Source organism: Winogradskyella sp. 266wxhm, from assembly GCF_058964685.1.
The window spans coordinates 1875147-1897788 of sequence record NZ_CM179559.1 but is presented as its reverse complement, the minus strand read 5'-3'; the positions used below and the strand labels follow the sequence as shown (position 1 = coordinate 1897788).

General features: G+C 31.1%; 21 protein-coding genes. 1 reads left to right on the top strand and 20 read right to left on the bottom strand.

Going from position 1 to position 22642, the window contains the following annotated elements:
• Nucleotides 1–9: 9 nt before the first annotated feature.
• A complete protein-coding gene (locus tag AC2H4K_RS08310; protein ID WP_281140612.1) occupies nucleotides 10–882 on the bottom strand; it encodes an AraC family transcriptional regulator in 873 nt (290 codons plus the stop codon).
• A 257-nt stretch (nucleotides 883–1139) separates the two neighbouring features.
• Between AC2H4K_RS08310 and AC2H4K_RS08305 the strand changes: the two genes are divergently transcribed.
• The gene (locus AC2H4K_RS08305) at nucleotides 1140–1694 is read left to right on the top strand and encodes a T9SS type A sorting domain-containing protein (protein WP_281140613.1); all 555 of its coding nucleotides are present in this window, start codon (nucleotides 1140–1142) and stop codon (nucleotides 1692–1694) included.
• Nucleotides 1695–1764: 70 nt separating this feature from the next.
• On the opposite strand, the gene AC2H4K_RS08300 is transcribed toward AC2H4K_RS08305, so the two are convergent.
• The 19 genes from AC2H4K_RS08300 to AC2H4K_RS08210 form a co-directional block, all read right to left on the bottom strand.
• A complete protein-coding gene (locus AC2H4K_RS08300) occupies nucleotides 1765–2838 on the bottom strand; it encodes a PA0069 family radical SAM protein (protein WP_281140614.1) in 1074 nt (357 codons plus the stop codon).
• A gap of 166 nt (nucleotides 2839–3004) precedes the next feature.
• Nucleotides 3005–3496 (bottom strand): hypothetical protein, encoded by a 492-nt coding sequence (locus tag AC2H4K_RS08295; protein ID WP_281140615.1) that lies wholly within the window; start codon nucleotides 3494–3496, stop codon nucleotides 3005–3007.
• A 198-nt stretch (nucleotides 3497–3694) separates the two neighbouring features.
• Entirely contained in the window at nucleotides 3695–4426 is a 732-nt protein-coding gene (locus tag AC2H4K_RS08290) for a hypothetical protein (protein ID WP_281140616.1), read from the bottom strand.
• Nucleotides 4427–4961: 535 nt separating this feature from the next.
• On the bottom strand, nucleotides 4962–6431 hold the full coding sequence (locus AC2H4K_RS08285) for an AAA family ATPase (protein WP_281140617.1): 1470 nt from the start codon (nucleotides 6429–6431) through the stop codon (nucleotides 4962–4964).
• Nucleotide 6432: 1 nt separating this feature from the next.
• A complete protein-coding gene (locus AC2H4K_RS08280) occupies nucleotides 6433–7797 on the bottom strand; it encodes a S41 family peptidase (protein WP_281140618.1) in 1365 nt (454 codons plus the stop codon).
• The gene (locus tag AC2H4K_RS08275; RefSeq protein WP_281140619.1) at nucleotides 7798–8985 is read right to left on the bottom strand and encodes a lysophospholipid acyltransferase family protein; all 1188 of its coding nucleotides are present in this window, start codon (nucleotides 8983–8985) and stop codon (nucleotides 7798–7800) included. It lies immediately after the preceding gene.
• Nucleotides 8986–9087: 102 nt separating this feature from the next.
• Nucleotides 9088–9303 (bottom strand): hypothetical protein, encoded by a 216-nt coding sequence (locus tag AC2H4K_RS08270; protein WP_281140620.1) that lies wholly within the window; start codon nucleotides 9301–9303, stop codon nucleotides 9088–9090.
• A 99-nt stretch (nucleotides 9304–9402) separates the two neighbouring features.
• Nucleotides 9403–9621 carry a hypothetical protein gene (locus AC2H4K_RS08265; protein ID WP_281140621.1) on the bottom strand — a complete coding sequence of 73 codons (219 nt, stop codon included), beginning with the start codon at nucleotides 9619–9621 and terminating at the stop codon, nucleotides 9403–9405.
• 147 nt (nucleotides 9622–9768) lie between these two features.
• Entirely contained in the window at nucleotides 9769–10425 is a 657-nt protein-coding gene (locus AC2H4K_RS08260) for a response regulator (protein WP_281140622.1), read from the bottom strand.
• Nucleotides 10426–10527: 102 nt separating this feature from the next.
• Nucleotides 10528–12582 (bottom strand): tetratricopeptide repeat-containing sensor histidine kinase, encoded by a 2055-nt coding sequence (locus AC2H4K_RS08255; protein WP_281140623.1) that lies wholly within the window; start codon nucleotides 12580–12582, stop codon nucleotides 10528–10530.
• A 36-nt stretch (nucleotides 12583–12618) separates the two neighbouring features.
• Nucleotides 12619–12834: a hypothetical protein gene (locus AC2H4K_RS08250; protein WP_281140624.1), complete on the bottom strand. Its 216-nt coding sequence runs from the start codon at nucleotides 12832–12834 to the stop codon at nucleotides 12619–12621.
• A 297-nt stretch (nucleotides 12835–13131) separates the two neighbouring features.
• On the bottom strand, nucleotides 13132–13293 hold the full coding sequence (locus AC2H4K_RS08245) for a hypothetical protein (protein ID WP_281140625.1): 162 nt from the start codon (nucleotides 13291–13293) through the stop codon (nucleotides 13132–13134).
• Between the two features lie 136 nt (nucleotides 13294–13429).
• Entirely contained in the window at nucleotides 13430–14596 is a 1167-nt protein-coding gene (locus tag AC2H4K_RS08240) for a hypothetical protein (RefSeq protein WP_281140626.1), read from the bottom strand.
• 46 nt (nucleotides 14597–14642) lie between these two features.
• Nucleotides 14643–15065, bottom strand: a complete 423-nt coding sequence (locus AC2H4K_RS08235) for a class I SAM-dependent methyltransferase (RefSeq protein ID WP_281140627.1) — start codon at nucleotides 15063–15065, stop codon at nucleotides 14643–14645.
• 182 nt (nucleotides 15066–15247) lie between these two features.
• Entirely contained in the window at nucleotides 15248–16030 is a 783-nt protein-coding gene (locus AC2H4K_RS08230) for an enoyl-CoA hydratase/isomerase family protein (protein WP_281140628.1), read from the bottom strand.
• A gap of 79 nt (nucleotides 16031–16109) precedes the next feature.
• Nucleotides 16110–17564, bottom strand: coding sequence for a sensor histidine kinase (locus AC2H4K_RS08225; RefSeq protein ID WP_281140629.1), 1455 nt, complete (start codon nucleotides 17562–17564; stop codon nucleotides 16110–16112).
• A 41-nt stretch (nucleotides 17565–17605) separates the two neighbouring features.
• Nucleotides 17606–18154, bottom strand: a complete 549-nt coding sequence (locus AC2H4K_RS08220; RefSeq protein WP_281140630.1) for a CopD family protein — start codon at nucleotides 18152–18154, stop codon at nucleotides 17606–17608.
• Nucleotides 18154–21240, bottom strand: a complete 3087-nt coding sequence (locus AC2H4K_RS08215; RefSeq protein WP_281140631.1) for a VPS10 domain-containing protein — start codon at nucleotides 21238–21240, stop codon at nucleotides 18154–18156. The genes AC2H4K_RS08220 and AC2H4K_RS08215 overlap by 1 nt, the downstream gene beginning before the upstream one ends.
• A gap of 44 nt (nucleotides 21241–21284) precedes the next feature.
• Entirely contained in the window at nucleotides 21285–22640 is a 1356-nt protein-coding gene (locus AC2H4K_RS08210) for an MATE family efflux transporter (RefSeq protein ID WP_281140632.1), read from the bottom strand.
• Nucleotides 22641–22642: the final 2 nt, after the last annotated feature.

The following is a 22642-nucleotide window of genomic DNA, read 5'->3' as shown; positions in this document are numbered from 1 at the left end:
TAAGTAAATTTACTGCACCATCATCTTAAGTTCTCCTCTATATTTAGAAGCACTTTTTCCGGTAAACTCTTTAAATAATTTATTGAAATGCGAAAAGTTGTTAAAACCACATTCGTAACACACATCTGTAATACTCATTTGGCTTTCGGATAATAACTTTGTAGCATGTACTACTCTATATTCATTTACCAATTTGGTAAACGTCTTTCCTGTAACTTTTTTAAAGTAGCGACAAAACGCAGGAACGGTCATACTCACTTTATCTGCTATTTCATCTAAACTAATATGCTCTTTAAAATTCTGGTTAACGTGTTTAAAGATCACATCAATCTTTGCACTATCTTGTGGCTCGGTTTCAAAAGCAAAACCATCTGCATTTAATATGGTATAATCATCTGCCTTTGCTAAACCGTGTAAAACTTCAAGAAGAATCAATATTTTTTTGAATCCTTCCTTTTCAGCTAACTTTTCAATTTTCTTACCAAGCTTCTGCTTTGTTTTAACTCCGAATAGAATACCTTTTTTTGAACGTTCAAATAACTTGTTGATGGTTTCCATTTCTGGAATGTCAAAAAAATGATTTCCCAAAAACTCTGGCTTAAATTGTACAATCGTTTCCGTACCATTAATAGTAAGACGATCTGTAAAACCATTGTGAGGCAAATTAGACCCTAATAATAATAATTGACTATTATTAAAATAGGACAAATGGTTACCTATATGACGTTTCCCTTGACCTTTATTAACATAGACCAATTCAATTTCTGGATGAAAATGCCAAAACGGCTTATTTTCACCAACATAAGCCTCGTTCTTCTTTATTTTGAGAGAACTTCCAAACTCTGGGCTTATTCTTTCTAATGTGGGTTTTCTAGTTGTCATAATAAATATATATGCAAAGATAATTTTAATAGAAAATGGAATTATATATATAATTACCTTCAATATATGCAAAATTAACCTATTATTTTATAACACACAATATTGATGTTAATTTTGAATACAAATAAGCCAAAATCGTTGTTTTTTAAACTTACGATGCGCTATACATTTGTAGTGTTAATCATTTGAAGCTGATAACTAAAAAACAACGTTCTATTAAACAGTAACTTTTAGTTTAACCAAAAAATGAAAAACCTATGAAAAATTTAAAGAGAATCTTAGTAGTAGCGGTGATGTTGGGAACATTGACAGGCTACGCCAATGACGGAGAAAAAGTTAAATCAATTTTTAACTATGTTGCAAAAGGAAGTCACATTTCTGTATCTGATACAAAAGGTGAAGTTATTTACAGTGGACAAATAAACTACAACGGAAATCTAACAACGTTGTTCGATTTTACCCAATTGAAAAACGGTAAGTATGTTGTAGAAATAAATAAAGATTTTGAAATTGAAATCAATACTATCGAAGTAAAAAACCACACAGTTTCTTTCTTAGATGGTACTAAAAAGAAAATTCACAAACCAGTTGTAAGAGCTGAGAGTGACAAAGTTTTAATTTCAAAATTAGCTACCCAAAGTAATGAAATGAAGGTAGAGCTTTACTACAATAGTGAGTTAATTCACTCTGAAACAGTAAAGGGAGAAGCTATCTTAAACCGAGTTTACAAACTGGATAGCAAATTAAAAGGCGACTACACAGCTGTTGTAAAATCAGACAACAGAGTGTTTGTTGAGAATTTCAGAATATAGATTGTTGTTTATATATTAGTTTTTATTTAGTAAAAAGTGGGCGTTGCTTAGTTAGCCCACTTTTTTATTTTTAAAACAATTTCATTTGACCGTCTTTATACTGTTCATGCAAAGACGTATTAAGTCTGGGCATAACTTTGTTCTTAAAGTATTTTGATCTTGCTAGCTTTATAAGATCATTGATTTGTTTTGCTATTTGCCCTTCACCTCGCATTCTTAAGCCAAATCTACTTTCGTTTAAAGTGCCTCCATGGCAATTTTCTATTTGATGTAGTACTTTATCTGCTCTATCTGGCAGTGTTTTCTTTATCCAATCTGTAAAAATTTCTCCAATGGCTCCATTGAGTCTTACTACTGTATGAGCTATACTTAAAGCACCAGCCTCGGAAACTACTTTTGCCATAGGTAAAATTTCATGACTGTTAATTGAAGGAATTATTGGTGCCAACATAACGTTTACCGGAATGCCATGATCACTTAATTCTTTTACAGTTTGAATTCTTCTTTTGATTGTTGCTGTTCTGGGTTCTAGAATTCGCCTGGTGTCTTCTGAAAGTGAGGTGATTGAAATATTTACACCAATCAAATTGTCCTTAGCCAATTCTTTTAGAAGATCTAAATCTCTTAGAATTAAAGCATTTTTAGTGATGATTGCTGTTGGGTGTTTATACTTTAGAAAGACTTCTAAACATTGCCTTGTGAGCTTGAATTGTTGCTCTGCTGGTTGATAACAATCGGTATTGCCAGACATAACAATTGGATGGGCTTTCCAACTTTTCTTTTTTAGATGAGATTCTAATAATTTTGGAGCATCTTTTTTTACTAAAATCCGTCTTTCAAAATCCAATCCTGCACTATAACCCCAAAATTCGTGACTATTACGAGCGTAACAATAAATACAACCATGCTCACAACCTTGGTACATATTCATAGAATAAGCCATACCAACATCTGGACTGGTGACTTTATTAACTATGGTCTTTGGGAAAACATTAAGGTATTGCGTTTTATTTTTATCTGCTATCTCACCTTCCTTTTGGCAGTACTCTAAAAAGTCGTCTCGAATTTCATGAGATAACTCAAAAAAACGATTATGCACATTCTGCTGTGCGCCACGACCTTTTATAATAGATTTGGATTTCATTCCATAAAATTAAAATGAAATCCATTTGGTTCTTGCTAATGATTGTAGTATTAACTATGTATATCTTTTATTCAATTTTCTTTAAAAAATAGATTATTATACTCCCTACTAAAATCTTGTCCAAAAGCATTTAACCTTAACATCACAGCAAATAAGACTACAGATTTCATAAGCTATGACTAAAAATCACTCCTGCGTTCAATATACCGCCTGGCGCAACACTACTGTAAGTTGAAACAACCCTAATTCCATAATGCAGTTTATTTTTTAAACCAAATAAAACCTGGACTCCTAAATCAATTCCTAACCCGTTATCATCTTCAAGGTTTAGCTTCTTATCAAAATTAACATAAGAGAACCCAAAAATAGATTCAAACTTAGAAGTCTCTGATTTTCCAAAATCATAGTTGACTTGAAATGCATACTTGTCTAATTTATACTTTAAATCTAAGTCCTTGTTCTCCATTGTTGCATTTGCTGCACTTAATACAAGTGTTATATCAGAATTTATGTTATAACTTAACAAACCTTCAATATTTACACCCATATCCTTTTGCATAAACTGTTCACTTAGATTAAACCCTAATGCAAATTTAGATTGAGAAAACAACACAGAATTAAATAGAAAAAATGAAATAATAAACAATCTCGTTTTCATAATTTTTGGCTTTTATTTTAATATAATTAAGATATTAATAGGACACATTTCGGTTAGCCTTCAGATGCATCGACAAGGTAAAAGTAGCTTGATAAAAAGAGGTGTTGGTACGGTAAAACCGTAATATATGTTAAAGTTATGGCTGTTTATAATATCATACCTCTTGTCTATAAAAATTTATGAATATACTAGAATAATCTATTCTTGATTCCAAGTGGGATCTATTGCTTGCAATTCCCTTAAAAATCCATTGTAATGCGCTTTACCATAAATTACAATGATTTTGCTATCATCTGAATTATGAACATACTCAGCTAAATGTTTATCTCTGAAATCTCTTATTAAACCCTGTTTAAAAATTTTATATTTATCAGAAACTAACACCTTAATTCCTTGACATTTATACTCTTGATAAATTCCTGTATTCATATCACAAGAATCTAGCTTTATTTCGCCATAATCTGTTTCATACTTTTTTATTAGATCGTCTAATGACACATCAATATTTAATGGATTTGATATATCAGAAATAAGTGCTTTTGGTTGTGGTTGATTGATGTACTTGTTACTGATTTTTATTCTTCCAGACAATTTATATGTTACAGTATCTATATGTCCTCCCTTTGCAAGTTGTCTACTCATTAATTTTCGCAGTTTTTTATAGTTAAATCTATTATAAACCGTGTCACTAGGGACTAAAGGTTTTATTAACTCGTAATAAGCTTTATATCCTTTTTTTCCGAGTGAATCTGTAAGTAAATAAACCGAATTGTAAAATTCTTTTTTTCCTACATGGTGCATAGGTATAAATACTACATTTTTCTCCCCATTTTTTATTGTTATCGGTTTTACCTCTTTTGCATTAGCACCTATTAGGCTTAATACTATTGTGCCACAAGAATTCACTGTTAAACAAATTAGTATCAGCAATAAGAATTTTAAAGTATTTATTTTTAGCATGATATCTTGTATATTATGGAAAACATCCTAATATTACTCTTTGAAAAATGATCTTGTTGCTTTCTCTTTCTTTTAGTAATATTCTAAAAGGTCTTCCCGAATTAACTAGACAGCTCAAAAAACGATTATGTACAATCTGTTGCAAAACACCAACTTTTTAACATATATAGATTTTATTCCATAAAGCTTAGGATTAAATCTATTTGGTTCTTACTAATGGATATTCTCATAAACTTTTTAGAAGAATTTCTATAAGCTTTACCTATTCATTCTACTGATCATTTGTCACTCTTATTGAGAATACGTAAACGGTTAAACCTGAAAACACAGAAAACATTAGATTAAATTCTCCCATTATTAACCAAAATATTAAAAACACTATTAAAGTCGTGAGCAATGACAAGAGCAAAATGGGAATATATTTTTTCATTTTATATTATATCTATTAACCTCTTAGAAATAATATTGTTTGATAAAAGATTAATCTATTACTCTCATACAAATTTTATGAGATTTTCTTTAGAACTTTTCTTTGTTTATCATTTTCAATGTTCCAATATTCTTCTAATGCAATCTGAGTACAATATTCTTGAAATTGAGCAGGTGTTTCTCTTTCGTTCTTTTTAATATGACTATAGACTTTATTTAACATATCTGGAAACTCAAAAAGAATATTTTCTGCCATCTTGATTTTATTTTCACTTGTCATATAAGTTAAATGTATGGCTCTGTCTATTCGCCCTGGTCTACTTGATACAAATGATTGAGTACCATCTTCAAGTATATTTGGTTGACCAATAGCGTCATCAATTTTTGATATATCATTAGTCGTTATTATAGTAAAAACGCCATCTGTTTTGTCCACTCCATCGATACAATTTAAAAGTGTATCAAAAGTTAGTGGTGTTCTCAAATTATTCCCTTCACCTTTCCCTCCATTTAAGTTGTTTCCTTGACCAAGCATATGTCCCTGCATTAACAAAGGTGACTGGGCAATATTTTTGCGTTTATCAAAAACATTGTCAATATCTTCGATAAGTGCTATACAAGGGACATTTAATTGCATGCTCTGCCAAGACTCAATTAGTTCCTCATTTGACATTTGGGCTAATGAGAAAAAATAAATTGGCAAGTCTAAGTCTTCTGCAAATGCTCTAGCCAAAGCAGTTTTTCCTGTACCAGGTACTCCATAAAGAAGCCAACCTCTCTTCCAGGGAATGTGTTTTTCCTTATACCATTCTTTACTTCTTACCCATACATTGATTAAATTAATTAGGTGTTTTACATTATCTGGAAAAAATAAATTATCTAAAGCACTCCTCTGATTTTTTATTTCTCTACCTAAATCCTCTTGATTAGTCGTCAGTATTTTATAGTGATTTTGTCTAAACCAAGAGTAACCGTATCCATATTGTTTTTTGTTATTTTCTTGAATACCCTTCCTTTCAGGAAAATAATAAATGTTAAACCTATTAGCCCTTTCATGTTCTTCTTCAATATTCCAGCTTAACTCATTTCTCTGTATTGTTGATTTTTGTATTATTTTAGAAACATCTACACTCCCTCTTAAAGAAATAATATGAGAACAACTTTTATTACCTTCTGAGCCGTCTTTAGATTCTGACCCTCCTACCGGCATACTATTTTTAGTAAAAATGAAAGGCACTCTGAACAACTTAAAGAAATATTTTTTTTCTGATAAAAAGATTATCATTTTGTCTCCAAACTTTTCATATGCAACTAAACCATATTTACCAGTTCTGAAGGATTCGTACTGAGAAGCAAATACTTTGTCATAGCTTTTAAGGTATTTATAATTCTTTATTAAATGACCTATAACCTCATTATGGACATCTTCAGTCTTAATTTCAGACTTTTGTATAAAGGATGATAAAATCATCCATAAAAATGTCTTTATCTTATCCCAAAAACCTACTATTACACCTAATATGGCACCTCCTTTTAATAAATCCATATTAATTATTGTTATTAGTGTTAGTATTTATTATCTCCAATGCTTTTTCTAATGCTTTTTCTGACTCAACATCAATATTAGGAAATACCCCTCTTTGATCTAACCTAACACCGTCGGTTGTATAAAAATCGGCAATTGGCAGCATTAAAACATATTTTTCATTTACGTCAAACCATTTAGCAGCTAACATTGCTCCTGCTGTTTTTTCACCAATGACAGTAGCGTCAAAATTATTCTTCAATGCGTACACTATTGGTTCACAAGTGCTTCCTGTATTTTTATTTGTCAATACAAATATTTTGCCTGAAAAAATTTCCGAGTCAGACCTTTCAAAAATAAGATGTGCTCCTCTCCCTGTCATTAGGTCATTACTAAATTCCTCAGTAGATTCAGGCTGAAGTTTAGGTAAAGTTTCAAATAATTCTTGTTTGAAGCCTGAATATTCCAACTTATTGGTAACGAAATAACCAACCTCTATATCCTTAGATGCAATATGCTTTGCAAGTTCAAATGCCGCACCTATTCCTCCACCTCCATTATCCCTTAAATCAACTATAAGATTTTTATAATTTTTATTTTTTGAGATTTTTGGAAGTATTTCCTTTAATTCTTGTTTGGTGGTACTAAAGTTTTTAATCTTTATATATGCTGTTTTGGGGTTCTTTTCTTCAAAAATTACAGTTGGCTCTACTGGTGAAACTTCATTTGAATTATCTACCTGATTTTCTTCTGAAATGAAAATATTGTAATGGGAAAATGGAAGCTTAGAGTTTATCATATTAAATCCTATGAAAAATTCTATATCATCTTTAGACTTATTACAGAGCTTCTTTAACTTGCTTTTGAACTTACGCCATTCTTTATTATCTAAGGTATTTTTAGAAAAAATTCTCTCTTCAGTAATTTTTAAAATTTTAGAGTATAGGTCTGAGTAATCTAAATGGTTGTCTTTTGATTTTTCACCCTCTAGTGTTCCTATTACTATTGAATCACCTTTTATGAATTCGCCGCTAAAATTTTGGGAAGTTAGAATTCCTTTAAATTTTAAGTCACCAAAAATTGGTAATTTAGTTGTACCGTGTATACTATCTGCATTTTGCTCACTTTCAATTTTTAATAAAACCCCTTGATTTGGTATTTTTCCAAGTGCTCGACCTAATCTCGCCTTAAGCCCACCAACCATTCTAATATCGGCGTTTTTAGGAGATGTTATAACATATTTGTTTTCATTCTTTTCGATATTTAAAAATGTAGTAAATACAACACCTTCTCCAAAATCCAACTCACTTTTCCAAATAACATTATCCTTTTGTGCAAGAGAATAAGTTATATATAACATAAATAATAGACTCAAATAAACTTTCATTTATACTGATTTTAAAAATTTCATTTCTATCAATTCTTCAAGCATACTCCAATTTATACTCGTATCCCTAATGCTCAAAATCTTGTTCAAAGAAACAACTCTTGGTGTTTTGAAATATGATAAAGTTTCATATAAAAAATCCGTTATTTTCATGATTTTATAATCTTTCTTACTTACTAAAAACATATTTTCGTCACTATGCTTTATAAGATGAACAAACTGATTAATTTTCAGTGTTATTTTTTGATCGGAAGTAAAATTGACTTTTGTTTTAAGCTTTTCATTTTGAGAATCTTCATATTGAAAAAACTTATCTATATAGAACCAACCTTCCCACTGTTCAGGTGATTCTTTTAGAAAACTTTCTAATTCACCGTATAATTTTTTTGTAATTATATTTATAAAGCCATTTCTGTCGTTGTCATTAATCAATTTTAATGTGTCAACAGGCTTTAAACATATAGAATTATTTAAGTCTTTATCTCTTTTAGTAAGTGCAGTAACAAGAGGAGCTTTAGATAAGTACGACAAAAAAGCTATACCTTGCCTGGCATATATGTGATTATTTAAAAAATTTATTTTTAATAAATTCTTATTTTCTTCTAAACTCTTATTAGAGGCTCCTTTATTTCCATCTATATAAAAAACAACAGATATACCTTGTTTTAATCTTTTGATTAGCTCAAAAATTAATCTTGGGTTTTCTGCTGGTAGAATCTCCAAGTCTCTTTTGTTATTATTCAATTTTTTAAATAATGTTTGAGTAACATCTCCTTGATCTTTTATATAATCACCTTCGGTAACTAGGCAAAAAGGGATATTCTCCTTATTTAATTTTTGAATAAATAATCTGTATGAGCCGGTGTGATATGTAACAAAAATATGTCCCTCATCATGGCATTTTTCTAGTGTATTAAATTCGTCTTTTGTCTCTAGATCATCTAAAAGATGAAAATAATACTGATCTAATGAAGATAGTGAACGATGGAATTGAATATCTTGAATTACTTTGTAATGATTGTCGCTCTTAACATCTGATATGAATGTTGAGAGATTAGCTGAAACCATTAAGTAAGTACCTAATAAACCCATACTTTCTATTTCATCAAATTTTGTTTTATAAACATCATCTCTAATTTTATTTACATTCTCATTGTAAACTTGTTTTTGATCAATATTTAGGCTCATAGGATAAAATTTTAATTAGTTAAAAAAAACTTACTGCATCTTTGAATGTATTTAATTAGGACACAGTAAGTCTTAAACATTATAATTTGGATGTTTTAGTTATTACTTAAAATCTAAAGTAGGTACATTGATAACTATATGGCAGCATTCATCCCCACCACAACATGCTCTAGCAGCACTTACAGCACTTTCATCATTGAAATCGAATGAATCATTTTTTGCTAGAAACTCATCAAACTTTTTTAAATCGTCTGATTTAGTTATTTGACTTCTAATACTTGATATTGAACTCTGATTCTTGTCTAATTGAATTTTCATAATTTAAATATTTTTACGCCTACTCTTTAAAGGTTTTTCGGCCTACACCCTTTCTAAATTTTTTTTATCAAATTCTTTTTTTTTTAAAAAACAATCTGATCAACCCATTTTTATTGGTGATTCAAAACCAATAGTAATTGTACAACACTTATCACCTCCACAACATCCTTTCGCTGCCGCAACATCATTTGCATCATTAAAATCAAATGAATCATGTTCTGCTAAGAAATCATCGAATTTTTTTAAATCACTAGCGTCTTTAATCTGACTTCGGATACTTGATACCTGTTTTTGGTTTTCATTGAAATTTATTTTCATCTTATTAAATTTTAAATATTAAACAATAAATACAATACTTATTCTGTTGCAACGTATTGATACTGTAAAATTAAAATGAGAGTAGGAGTTAGTGGTACGGTAAAACCGTACTATATGTTAAAATTTAAAATAAGGGTAAGTTTGTAGCTATATTAGACCCAGTTTACGGACTTCTCTTAATATGTCCTCATCATTTCCTTTGGTAATTCCCAAAACATCTTTGATACTAGATTTACGCTTTTCTATAGCACTTTGAGATAATGCTAAGTGTGTTGGCAGGTTTTTGGTTTTTATACCCTGTGCCAATAACTCAATGATTTTTCTGTTAGTTGTATCTAAAAGTTCTTCTTTAGAAATTAATGTCTTTTTTGCCTTTTTAACACTTTCAGAATAGTACATATTTCCTTTTATGAGTGCTGAAAAAGCTTCGAGTAGTTCTTCTCCATCGATATCACTTTTAACTAAGAGCCCTTGAGGATTTACTTTCTTAAGTACATTGTACAATACAATAGCTTCTGTATGAGAAGTTATAATAGCTATTTTTGTTTCTGGAGAATGAGTTTGTACTAATCGAGCTACATCTTCACCATTAAAAAGATTTTGTTCTTCAAATGGTGGAATACTGTAATCTATTATTGCTATATGAAAGCGATGTTTATTTTGATGTGCGGTTACGAGATTGTGAGCTTCTCTACAATTATTACAGGTTGTAAATTCTAGAGTTTCGTTAATTTCACTAAAAGATAATATACTTTTATAGCCATCAATTTGTGTAGGGTGGTCATCGATAATCAATACTTCCATAAAGTAACTTAGTCTAAGAATAGATAGGTATAAATCAAATATAGAATTTTTTTTTATATATCTGATAGTTAACCTTTACTTAATGTAAGTATAAGATTTTTCCTAGTTTTTTTTAGGGATAGAAATTGAAAGTATTGTTCCTTTATTAGGTTGTGAATCTATTTTTAATTCGGCATGTATTTTTTCAGCCCTTTCCCTTATATTCTTAAGACCAATGCCAGAAGATGAGTCTGATTTAGAAATACCAATTCCATCATCTATGAGCTCTATAATAATATTAGTTTCGTTTTGAATCATACGCACAACAACATTACTAGCCTTAGCATGCTTTTGAATATTATGAAACCCTTCTTGGAGAATACGATAAACCTCTATTTTTGTTGTTGTAGAAATAGTTTTCCAATCTATAAGTTCGTCGAAATATAAATTAAGCTTTAAATTAGAATGCCCTTTAATGTTATCAAATAGACCTGAAACCATTTTAGTGAAATTTATCTGATCCGAAAATAGATCTTCACTAAGATTATGAGATATGGCTCTAATCTCTTTCTCTACTTCTTGTAAACTTTTAATATATGGCAGACATTTTTCAATAGTTTGCTCATCTTTTCTTTTATTTAATACAAAAAGGTTTAATCTAATACCTGATAACCTTCCTAAGATACCATCATGCAATTCTTGAGAAATACGCTTTTTTTCTAAATGTTTGCCTTGCTCAATTTTAAACTGCTCTTCTAACATAAGATTATATATATGCTCGTTAGCCTCTAACTCTTTTTGAGCAATAAGCAATTCTTTATTTTTTAATTTTCTGGCACGATTTACATAAATTACTATGGCCAAGAATATTATAAGTATACTTAAGAGTAAAGCAATCCAAAATCTTGTGTTAGCTTCGTCTCTTTGAGATTCTGCAAATTGTTTTTCTCTTTTTATATTCTCTGTATTATATTCTATTAATGCAAATTTTTCTTGTTGTTGACGTTCGTTTTTAGTTATACTGTCTTGTAAAAACAAATACGTTTCATACCATTTTGCTTTATTTTCTATCTTATCAGTCTGCGCCATAAGATGTAAAGCTTTTAATTCATCACCCAGCTGATCATTCTTCTTAGAAGATGCATAAGCATTTTGTGCAAAATAAAATGATGAGTCTGCTTTGTCAATTTCTTTATAATATTTTGCTAACAATAATTCTGCAGAACTACGAGATGGTGAATCTAAACTATCATGTATTTTTAAAGCTTTCTTAAAAAGTGGCATGATATTATTCTTATCTAAATTATGGTTAGTATACGCCCAATTTTCTAGAAGATAAGCGTAATTCAAAGGATTCTGAACAGACAGAATCCCTAAATCATTAGCTTGATTAAAGTAAGATTCTGCTTCCTTATATAGGCCTTGCTCCATTCTTAAAACACCGATGTTTAATAACGATTGTGATTTCAATCTTAATTGATATGTTCTTTCTTTTCTAGTGAAATTATCAGTGATATTTAAAGCTTTTTTATGATAATCATAAGCTAAATTATACTTACCTGTTTCCATAAACAATCTCCCTAACGTATTGTATGCACCATATTTAGCCAAAAAACCACTGTCATTTTCTACTACTTTTAATGCCTCAACCGCATACTTTTCACTCTTAGGGTAGTCTTTTACAGATTTTAAGATAAGTGACAAACTTGAAAGAGCACTACGCTGTGTATTATTATCTTTGGTGGATGGGAAAAATGTTGTAGCCTTGTAACTGTAATAAAATGCACTATCTATTTCTTTAAGATTTAGGAAATATTTTCCGAAATACATATTACTTCTCGCAATTATAAATGTATCTCTAGCCTTTAACGCTAAATTATGAGCGGTTTTAGCACTTTCAAAATAACCATCAATATCATTTATACTATAATACCTATTTGCAACTTTTAAAAAATTTCTTCTTTTAGTGGAATCATTTTTTCTTTGATTAAGATAGTCTTCGATATTATTAATGGCCTTTTTCCTTTCTACTGTAGGTATAGAATTATCATGTGCTACATTAAACAAAGATTCCACCCTAGAAGGTATAGGTGGTTCTTTGCTTTTATATTTCTGTTCTTTACAAGAAATTAAAACACATGCTGTTATGGTTATAAATAAAAAAGTCGTTTTTTTCATTTCCTAAAAATAGAAAAAAGGAGTTTACTTCAATAATTAATCACCATCTGGATCGTCTTCTCCTCCAGTTCCAGGATCAATATCACTACCTTCAGAACCTTGGCCAATAGAATCCATAGACATAGTGTTGTATTCTATAGTTTCAAGATCTTCTACAGATAGTTTAAAGTCTTCATTTGGTAATTCTTCAACGGTACATGCGGAAATCAATATAGCAATTAATACGACTCCCAAAGTTAGTTTAGTCTTCATTTTGTTTGTGGATTTTTAATTAAATATTTTATTTTCTTAAAATCCGAATGCATTCAAATTCTTTAATAAAAGTAACCTTCAAAGACGTATTGGTTTTATGGGTTTTCCGTATAATTTGTTAATTTTAATTTGAAAGTCAGTTTTTATAAATAAAAAAACCATTTGTTTAAGTTATAAACAAATGGTTTTAATACGAAATCTCTAAACTTTAGATTAGTAAGTGTTTAAAACTGTTACTTGTTTTCTTTACTAAACTAAATATAATTGTTAATGTTAATTTGTTGCTAAAACTCTTGCTTACTTTTCAATATTGAACATCTTATTAATAAGCTCACTTTTATTTAGATAAGTAAATAACCCTATATCACCAATAATATTTGCTATCATAACAATTAAACTCAGTTCTACATCTTCTTTAAATATTAGTATATTATAAGTATAATGGCTTCTAAAATTCATGATTACTTTGTAGGACAATACAATAGAAAAAACCGATAATCCAATAAAAAATATAATTATTGAAAAAATAATATTTTTATTTTTCATATTAAAAAATTGTTATTCAATAGTTTATCAATTACGATTAAATCACTAGTTATTCATACTCATTAATACCATACAAAATCTCTTTCATTTTGCTTCCATTTATTTCTACAGGTCTATATGCAGTATTAAATTTTTCTATGGTTATAGCTATATTTTCTTTAAGTTTTATATATTCTAAAGGTATTTCTGTAGCACATTGTTGTTCGTTTTCATAACTATCTAACATGATCCCGAATTTTTCATAAAACTTAGATCCTTGGTCTATATGAGCATTATAAACTGTAATAAAGTTTAATAATCTATCTATTGAAAATTCAAGGTTAATTCGCATTTTATGCGCTTTATACTGTAAAGCCTCATCTTTTGAAAAACGTGTGAGCTCATCTATAAAGCTGTTTAAATTTTCCTTTACAACATCCCAATCATCATTATTTCTACATTCGGCTAAAGGAATATAATAATTGATAGGTTTAGTAAAGTCTACAAATAATTGCTCTAGCTCATGGAGGACATTAGCATTACTTTTCTGTAGAAATGCAGTTTCAAAATAAATGGTGCTTAAATCGTTATGCATTCTTAAAGTAAAATCCAAAATACATTCAACATCCTTTAAATCCGCTTCCTTTTCAGATTTACTTGTATTATCATTTGAAAATAGAGAGACAAAAGAGTGAATAACCGAGGTGTATATATTTTCACCTAACATGGAAGTTAAATCAAAGCCAGATTTTTTATCTTGTTTGCTGCTTATACTGCCTTTAAGCTCTAAAAACTCTGGGTAATGATTAGGGTTGCTTAGATTATTTATCTCATTAAATGTAGCAACAGATGAAAAATGATGATCTAAAGACAGCGTCTTTTCGTATAAAATCTTAATAATCTGTAAGCCTTTAATATAGCGTATTTTACTAAGATCCGCAGCTTCTACTTTTAAATTATAATTTAGCTGAGAGTTTAATTGGTTTATATCTATCAATAATGCTAATTGCTCGGCATTATCATTTGATAACTCCAATTTATTTTTATTGTCTTGTAGTTTTTTTAATAAAATTGTATTCGTTTTTTCATAACTAGATTTTACTTCTTTTATTTCAGAAACTAATTCAGTTAAAATCTTATCAATAGCTTCATTGGGATTATTATTACTATAACCATAGAAACACCAAGAAAGGCATACTACTAAAAACAACTTATTTAACACATGTATCTTCATCATCTTAAAATATTGACAAGGATGATATTGCCATTAATACATCCCTAAATTACTTCATCTCTTCAATTAGAAATTTTATTTCTACTATTTCACTTGTTATAATAACTGGGTATTCACCAGAAGGTATAATTGTTTCTTCCACTAGTTCCAAAGCGTCTCTTAAGTCTTTACTTAAAACAAATGGATTATCCATTATATAAATGTCATTGCCATCAACCTTTAGAGTTTTTCCCAATATAGCCGCATCTATCTCTTCTGTTATTCTATCTCTATATACCTTAAACGTGAGTGTTTTTCCTGATAAGCTTATATTAGTATTACCACCATTCTCAATGATAATCTCACACGTATTACCACCAGGATGTCTGCATTGTCTATCTTTATAGTCTGTATTGGTTTCAATTTCTATTACTTCTTGTGCCTGCAATATTGCTCCTAACAATAATAGAGGGATAAATACTATTAGTCTCATTATTTAAGTTTTTAATGTTTTGTAAAACTAATGTGGTATCTAAAGTAGATTTTACGGTAAAACCGTACATTATGTTAATTTTATCTTTCGTAAAAAGAAAACACCTTTCAATTTGACCTATTTATTGCCAAATCGAAAGGTGTTTTAGTTTTTTACTAGCTTCAGGTAGATTATAAAAAGTCTTATCCCCCAGGAAAATCCGCTTTACGTTTTTCTAAAAATGCCGTGGTTCCTTCTTTGAAATCTTCGGTTCCAAAACAATTACCGAAAGCTTTAATTTCTACGTTAAAGCCATTGACACCATCTTCATAGTTTGCGTTAATAGCTCTAATAGCTTCTGCAATGGCTACAGATGAATTACGCATAATTTTACTTGCTATTTTCTCACAAAACTCTATTAGTTCTTCTTGCTCTACCACATGGTTTACCAATCCATAGTGCAAAGCTTGGTTAGCATCAATCATACCTGCTGTCATTACCATTTCCATAGCTCTACCTTTTCCTACCAGTTGTGGTAAACGTTGTGTACCACCATAACCAGGTATGACACCTAGAGAAGTCTCTGGTAATCCCATTCTTGCATTTGTACTCGCTACTCTAAAATGACAAGCCATAGCCAATTCTAAACCGCCTCCTAAAGCAAATCCGTTTACAGCAGCTATAACTGGCGTACTTAAATGCTCAACAAAATCAAATAATAAAGCTTGTCCTTTTGCGGCAAGATTTCCACCCTCCTCTACATTGAAATCGGCAAATTCACTAATGTCTGCACCTGCTACAAAGGCTTTTTCACCACTTCCTGTAACGATTATAACTTTTGTGTCAGCATCGTTATTAGCTTCATCAAAAGCGTCATGCAGTTCTTGAATAGTCGCCTTGTTTAAGGCATTGAGTTTTTTGGGTCTGTTAATTGTAATTGTTGTAATTCCGTTTGAAAATTCGGATGTTATGTTTTCGTAGCTCATAATATTAGTTTTTATCTAAAGTAAGTTTAGATGATGTGATTATTTCTTGTGAGATTCTGAAACAAGTTCAGAATGGTAATTATTCCTTCGGAAGGGTTACGGTAAATGTGGTACCCTTACCAAGTTGAGATGTAAAGGTAATACTTCCGTTATAGGTTTCCACAATATTTTTCACCATAGCAAGCCCAAGTCCCATGCCACTTGACTTTGTTGTAAATTTTGGTTCGAAAATCTTGGTTTTGGTTTCTTCTGCTATGCCAATACCATTATCTGAAATGGTAATTCTCACAACATCCTTTTCAGAGAAAACGCGTACTTCAATTCTTGGTTCTTCAGAATCGTTTGGAATCGCCTGAATACCATTCTTTACTAAATTGGTAACAACACGAATCAATTGCGTTTTATCTACCTTAGCAATGATTTCTTTTTCTTCTGGTAGGTAATAGATATAATCTTCATTAAAGATATCTAATGCTAATTTTACAACCTCAACAACTTCTAAAACTTCACGTTGTTGTGCGGGCATTTTTGCAAAATTTGAAAATGCAGAAGCAATAGAACTCATAGTATCTATTTGCTGAATAAGAGTATTACTATATTCATTGACTTTTTGGTGGATATTTTCGTCATTCGGATCGAATTTTCTTTGAAAGCTCTGTACACTCAACCGCATTGGCGTGAGCGGATTTTTTATCTCATGCGCCACTTGTTTGGCCATCTCTCTCCATGCTTGTTCTCTCTCGCTAGTTGCTAGTTTAACTGCACTTTCTTCAAGTTCATCAATCATACTGTTGTACGAATTAACGAGTGTTTCTATCTCTTCACTAGACGATCCTATTTCAATTTTTGTATTTCTTTTTTCAAGTCGAATTTCATTCATCTTATCACTAATGGTTTTTAGTGATCTTGTAATGTATTTTGAAATTAAAAAAGCAAAGGCTATGGCAACCAAAATCATCACCAAATAAGCCAAACCAAGTCTAATTAAAAATTCTTTCAATTCTCTATTTAAAAAATCATCATTTTCTAAATAAGGTAAGTTGAGTATGGCTAAATTCTTGAATTTTGTGTCGGTGATATAAGAATACGAAGACTGAAAAGTTTGACCATTAACTTCGTTTTTTTGCACATAACGATGATCTACTGTATTTGCTAAACTGTTGAGGATTTCAACGTCTAAACAATTTAAAAGTGTATCTTTTTGAATAACCCCTTTTGAGGTCTTTAGTAATTGACCATCTAAATCATACAAATTAATTTGCAGGTTATGCACTGCTGCAATATCGTGTATTTCGTCTTTAAAAATTAATGGAATATTTTCCGTATTGACAGGATAGGTAGTTTCTCTAATAGCGAAATTTATACTTCGTCTTATACCTCTTTCCTTACGTTCTAAACGCTCTTCGTGATAATCTTTAGCTTCTTCATTATACTGATAAATCGTAACTGCAGCTATTAAAACCGAAGCCAATAACACTAAAAGTATCATGGCTGTGAATATCCTAGCTCGTAAAGACAGTTTTTTTAATTTCATGAAGCATTATATTGCGCTAAATATAGCAATAATCAAGCCAATTAAGCATCTGGATTTTTAGAACGGATATTTTTATAAAGCTTGAAACCAAGCATTATTAAGATTCCTAGCACAATAATACCTACAACCCCAAAAATCCAATTGATAGTACTTTTTAAAATCACTAAAAAGACTACTGCAAACAAAATAAATGTTGCACCTTCATTCCAAATTCGCATAAAATTTGAAGTGACTTTTACTTCATCTTTTTGTAGTTGCTTGTAATATATGTGTGTTTTAAAATGGTAGATAAAAAGTAATACTACAAACGTTAGTTTTACGTGCATCCAACCTTGCTGAAACCAACTTGGCATTAAAACCATTAGCCAAATAGCAAAAAGGGTTGCTAAAATTGCTGAAGGCCATGTAATGATAAACCATAAGCGTTTTGCCATGAGCTTTAATTGTTTACCCAAAATTTCTTTTTCGGGAGAAGGTTTGTGAAATGCTTCGATTTGATACACAAATAATCGTGGAATGTAGAATAAGCCAGCAAACCAAGTGATAACAAAAATAAGGTGTAAAGATTTTATGTAGTTGTAGTATTCCATTACTCGTCTATGAATAAATAATTTAAGTTCTTACTATTAAAAGCGTTGTTGAAAGCTGCTACTTCTTCATCGAGCAACTTATTAAAAGCTGTTAGCTGTTTTTCAATTTTTTGAGTCAATTCATTCTTAACAGCTATGTCTTGCTCAGTTGGAGCAAAATCTCCCATACCGACTAAGGCGTTCAAATGACCTAATTTATTGGTTAACTTAATTGGGAAGTTTAGAGGATCTTGTCCGCTTTTATTTTGGGTTTGATAAAGTTCTTTCTCAATATCAGACAGTTTTTCTTCAAGGGATTTTGCTTTTTCAAGCAAATCTTTCACCTTTTCATCATCTTCATATTGCTTTTGAAAACTCTTTAATTGCTTTGAAATATTTCTAATCTTCTTAATCGATTTATGCGCCTTATCAATGGTCTCATTCACGTCAGAGATAAAATTGAACTGTTTTTTCATTTCTTCAACAGTGCTTTCTGCTCTTGGATCGGCTAAAATTGCAAAATTCTGTGATTGTTCTTTGTCATTTACTTTTAGGCTGACCTTATAGTTACCTGGTATTGCTGCTGGACCTTCTAAACTTGCCCACCATAATATCATACCTGGTAATAGCTCAGCTCCGTCATAAGTCATGTCCCAAACAAACTGGTTAGATCCTTTCTTTACCTTGAGTTTATTTTCCTTATCCTTTGTTGAAAACGTTTTTATGGTATCTCCTTGGGAATTGAAGTAGGTTAGCGAAACCTCATCTTCTTCATTGTAATTTTTTAAATTAAAATAAGTGATAACTCCATTTGGATGGTTTGTACCTGCCGTTTTGCTTCCTTTTCTGCTTCCACCACGCATTCTATACGTACCTTTCGGCTTAAACAAAACATCTTGACTCAAATCAGTATTGTACAACTGATGGATAAGTGATAAATCGTCTATAATCCATAGGCTTCGCCCTTGGGTTGCAACTATCAAATTATTATCCTTTATGGTTAAATCCGTAATTGGTACTATTGGTAGGTTTAGTTGGAATGGTTTCCAGTTTTTACCATCATCAAAAGAAATATACATACCTGTTTCGGTTCCTGCATACAATAGCCCTTTTTGCTTAGGATCTTCTCTTAATACTCTTGTAAAATGCTCTTCATCAATACCATTAGTTATTTTTTTCCACGTTTTTCCGTAATCAGTTGTTTTGTATAAGTAAGGCGAAAAATCTCCGGTTTTGTATTTTGTTCCAGCAATGTAGCAAGTGCCTTCGTCAAAAGCACTAGGCTCAACACTGTTAATCATCATCCATTCTGGCATACCTTTAGGAGTAACATTATCCCAAGTTTTACCACCATCCTTAGTTATATGTATCAAACCGTCGTCACTACCAACCCAAAGCAAACCTTCCTTTAATGGTGATTCATTTGCGGCAAAAATGGTACAGTAATATTCTACTGAAGTATTATCTTGTGTTATTGGCCCACCAGAAGATTTTAGTTTCTCTGAATCATTTCTAGTTAAATCTGGACTAATAATATCCCAAGACTGACCTTCATTTTCGGTAACATGAACATGTTGAGAGAATGTGTATAGCCTTTTTGGATTATGTCTAGAAAAAACAATTGGGAAGTTCCACTGAAAACGATATTTCATACCTTCTGCACCATAACCCATTGGATTATCTGGCCAAACATTAATCGCTCTTACAGTTCCTGTTTTATGATTAACTCGTGTTAAAAAGCCATCATAACTACCTCCATACACAATATCATCATTTTCGGGATCTACTGCAATATGAGCACTTTCGCCACCTGCTGTACTTTCCCAGTCATCTTCAGCAATAGAGTATCCATCAGTTCTATGTGGAATTCTAATTGTTGTATTATCTTGTTGCGCAGCATAGATTCTATAAGGAAATGCATTGTCTGTAGTAACCCTATAAAATTGTGATGTTGGTTGATTGTAATATGTACTCCAAGTTTCGCCACCATCATAAGTAATTTGAGCACCACCATCATCACCAATAATCATTCGCTCTGGATCTTCTGGAGCTATCCACAAATCGTGATGATCTCCATGAGGAGCATTGTATGTACTGAAATTCTTTCCTCCATCAGTACTTTTATGATATCTCACATTAAGCACATATACAGTATTGACATCTTTTGTATCTGCATAAACTCTGGTATAATACCAAGCACGTTGTCTTAATTTACGTTCACTATTAACTTGTTTCCAGGTTTCACCTCCGTCATTACTTTGGTACAATCCACCTTCATCCTTATTTTCTACAATTGCCCATACACGTTGGTTATTTATAGGTGAAACGGTCACTCCTATAATTCCTAAAATGCCTTTAGGGAATCCTTCATTATTTGATATTTCTGTCCAACTTTCACCGCTATCAGTACTTTTCCATAATGCTGAACCTTCACCACCTGAACTTAAGCTGTAAGGCGTTCGTTGTACACGCCAAGTTGATGCATATAAAATTCTTGGGTTAGTTGGATCTATAATCAAATCTACAACACCAGCATTCTCATTTGAGAATAATGTTTTTTTCCATGTTTTACCACCATCAATACTTTTGTAAATACCACGCTCTTCAGTTGGCTTATAAATATTTCCTAAAACACCTGCATATACAATGTTATGATCTGTTGGATGAACAGCTATACGTGGTATATGTCTCGATTTTTCTAAACCAGCTGACTTCCATGTTTTACCAGCATCAACACTTTTCCAAACTCCATATCCAGAAGACACATTACCTCTTACAGTTTTTTCACCTCCACCAACATAGATAACATTTGGGTCACTTTTAGAAACCGTTATAGAGCCTATACTTCCACCAAAAAATCCATCTGAGATATTTTCCCATTCGCGGCCTCCATTAGTTGTTTTCCATATTCCACCACCAGTTGCACCAAAATAAAATAGATTTGGCTTATTGGAAACACCTGTTACCGCAGCACTTCTACCACCTCTAAATGGACCTATAAGTCTATATTCTAAAGCAGAATAATCAGATTCATCAAAATTTTGAGAATTAAGACTCGAATTGAAAACGCAAAGCAGTAAGACTGCAATAATTTTTAAAAATCGCATAATTACAAGATGTTGGTTATGAGCTTAAAATTACGGATTTAAAATTATTGATTGACTTCAGATATTAAATTTAACCTTACTTCCCTGTAAAGAAAAAAGGCTGTCACTATTGTAGACAGAACATCTGCTATTGGAAAAGAAATCCACACTCCCAGTTCGCCAAAATAGTTTGGCAAAATCAATATTAGCGGAATAAAGAAAAAACCCTGTCTGGTTAAGGTTAATAATAAAGCCGGAATAGCTTTTCCTATGGCTTGGAAATATGCTGCTCCAATAAGTTGAATCGCAATTATAGGAGTTGCTGCAAATACCCAACGCATAGCAGATGGTGTTTCTTTAAGCACTTCAGCATCTTGAGTAAACATTTTTGTAATGGTTTCTGGGAAAGCCATTAAAAATATAAATACAACCGTGGCCAATAAAGCTGCATATTTTATAGCTTTATTTATAGTTTGCCTAACTCTATCATAATGTTTTGCGCCATAATTAAATCCTGCAATCGGTAAAAATCCTTGAGTAATTCCAAACACGGGAAATAATGCAAACATTAACATACGCCCTACAATAGCATACGCTGTTACGGAAGTTTCACCACCAAGATCATATAAAATATTGTTCATCAATAAGTAGGTAACGCTTACAATTGCTTGTCTAGAAAGTGTTACAAAACCTAAAGATGCTATTTCTTTTACAACAGGTAGATCTAATCCAAAATGGGTAAGGTTTATTTTTAATTCTGAATTTTTCGAAAGAAAAAACCACAGAATGAAGAAAAAGCACAAAATGTAGGATCCTGTTGTTGCCCAAGCAGCACCAGCCATTCCCCAATCAAAAATATTGATAAAGAAGAAATCTAAAATAAGATTACCAACAGAAGGAATCATCATGGCATACATGGCAAATTTAGGTTTACCTTCTGCCCTAATTACAGTGTTTCCCATCATGCACAGTGCTAAAACAGGCACTCCATATAATACTATTTTATAGTAAATTTTTGCAGGATCGAAAATATCTCCTTTACCACCAAATGCCGGAATAATATCATTGACATACAAAAGTCCAAACACAACAAAAACAACTGTAATTAAAACAGTCAATGTGATTTGATTTCCGAATGTCTTTAAGGCTTTTAAAACATCATTTGAACCAAGTGCCCTTGATATAATGGATGAACCACCAACACCAATAGACATACCAAGTGCTGCTATAAAAAACGATACAGGAAGTACTACATTAATAGCAGCGATTGCAATTGGACCTATCCAGTTACCAACAAAAATGGTATCTACTAAAATATTTAACGACATCACTAAGATACCGATAGATGCAGGTACAGCTTGCTTTACAAGTAATTTTGTAATCGGCTGTTTTCCTAAATCTTGTGATGTTACGTTTGCCATTA

What these genes read in the sequence shown, in the direction of transcription:
- AC2H4K_RS08310 (WP_281140612.1), bottom strand. Translation starts at nt 882, where the DNA reads ATGACAACTAGAAAACCCACATTAGAAAGAATAAGCCCAGAGTTTGGA.
- AC2H4K_RS08305 (WP_281140613.1), top strand. Translation starts at nt 1,140, where the DNA reads ATGAAAAATTTAAAGAGAATCTTAGTAGTAGCGGTGATGTTGGGAACA.
- AC2H4K_RS08300 (WP_281140614.1), bottom strand. Translation starts at nt 2,838, where the DNA reads ATGAAATCCAAATCTATTATAAAAGGTCGTGGCGCACAGCAGAATGTG.
- AC2H4K_RS08295 (WP_281140615.1), bottom strand. Translation starts at nt 3,496, where the DNA reads ATGAAAACGAGATTGTTTATTATTTCATTTTTTCTATTTAATTCTGTG.
- AC2H4K_RS08285 (WP_281140617.1), bottom strand. Translation starts at nt 6,431, where the DNA reads ATGGATTTATTAAAAGGAGGTGCCATATTAGGTGTAATAGTAGGTTTT.
- AC2H4K_RS08280 (WP_281140618.1), bottom strand. Translation starts at nt 7,797, where the DNA reads ATGAAAGTTTATTTGAGTCTATTATTTATGTTATATATAACTTATTCT.
- AC2H4K_RS08275 (WP_281140619.1), bottom strand. Translation starts at nt 8,985, where the DNA reads ATGAGCCTAAATATTGATCAAAAACAAGTTTACAATGAGAATGTAAAT.
- AC2H4K_RS08270 (WP_281140620.1), bottom strand. Translation starts at nt 9,303, where the DNA reads ATGAAAATTCAATTAGACAAGAATCAGAGTTCAATATCAAGTATTAGA.
- AC2H4K_RS08265 (WP_281140621.1), bottom strand. Translation starts at nt 9,621, where the DNA reads ATGAAAATAAATTTCAATGAAAACCAAAAACAGGTATCAAGTATCCGA.
- AC2H4K_RS08260 (WP_281140622.1), bottom strand. Translation starts at nt 10,425, where the DNA reads ATGGAAGTATTGATTATCGATGACCACCCTACACAAATTGATGGCTAT.
- AC2H4K_RS08255 (WP_281140623.1), bottom strand. Translation starts at nt 12,582, where the DNA reads ATGAAAAAAACGACTTTTTTATTTATAACCATAACAGCATGTGTTTTA.
- AC2H4K_RS08250 (WP_281140624.1), bottom strand. Translation starts at nt 12,834, where the DNA reads ATGAAGACTAAACTAACTTTGGGAGTCGTATTAATTGCTATATTGATT.
- AC2H4K_RS08245 (WP_281140625.1), bottom strand. Translation starts at nt 13,293, where the DNA reads ATGAATTTTAGAAGCCATTATACTTATAATATACTAATATTTAAAGAA.
- AC2H4K_RS08240 (WP_281140626.1), bottom strand. Translation starts at nt 14,596, where the DNA reads ATGATGAAGATACATGTGTTAAATAAGTTGTTTTTAGTAGTATGCCTT.
- AC2H4K_RS08235 (WP_281140627.1), bottom strand. Translation starts at nt 15,065, where the DNA reads ATGAGACTAATAGTATTTATCCCTCTATTATTGTTAGGAGCAATATTG.
- AC2H4K_RS08230 (WP_281140628.1), bottom strand. Translation starts at nt 16,030, where the DNA reads ATGAGCTACGAAAACATAACATCCGAATTTTCAAACGGAATTACAACA.
- AC2H4K_RS08225 (WP_281140629.1), bottom strand. Translation starts at nt 17,564, where the DNA reads ATGAAATTAAAAAAACTGTCTTTACGAGCTAGGATATTCACAGCCATG.
- AC2H4K_RS08220 (WP_281140630.1), bottom strand. Translation starts at nt 18,154, where the DNA reads ATGGAATACTACAACTACATAAAATCTTTACACCTTATTTTTGTTATC.
- AC2H4K_RS08215 (WP_281140631.1), bottom strand. Translation starts at nt 21,240, where the DNA reads ATGCGATTTTTAAAAATTATTGCAGTCTTACTGCTTTGCGTTTTCAAT.
- AC2H4K_RS08210 (WP_281140632.1), bottom strand. Translation starts at nt 22,640, where the DNA reads ATGGCAAACGTAACATCACAAGATTTAGGAAAACAGCCGATTACAAAA.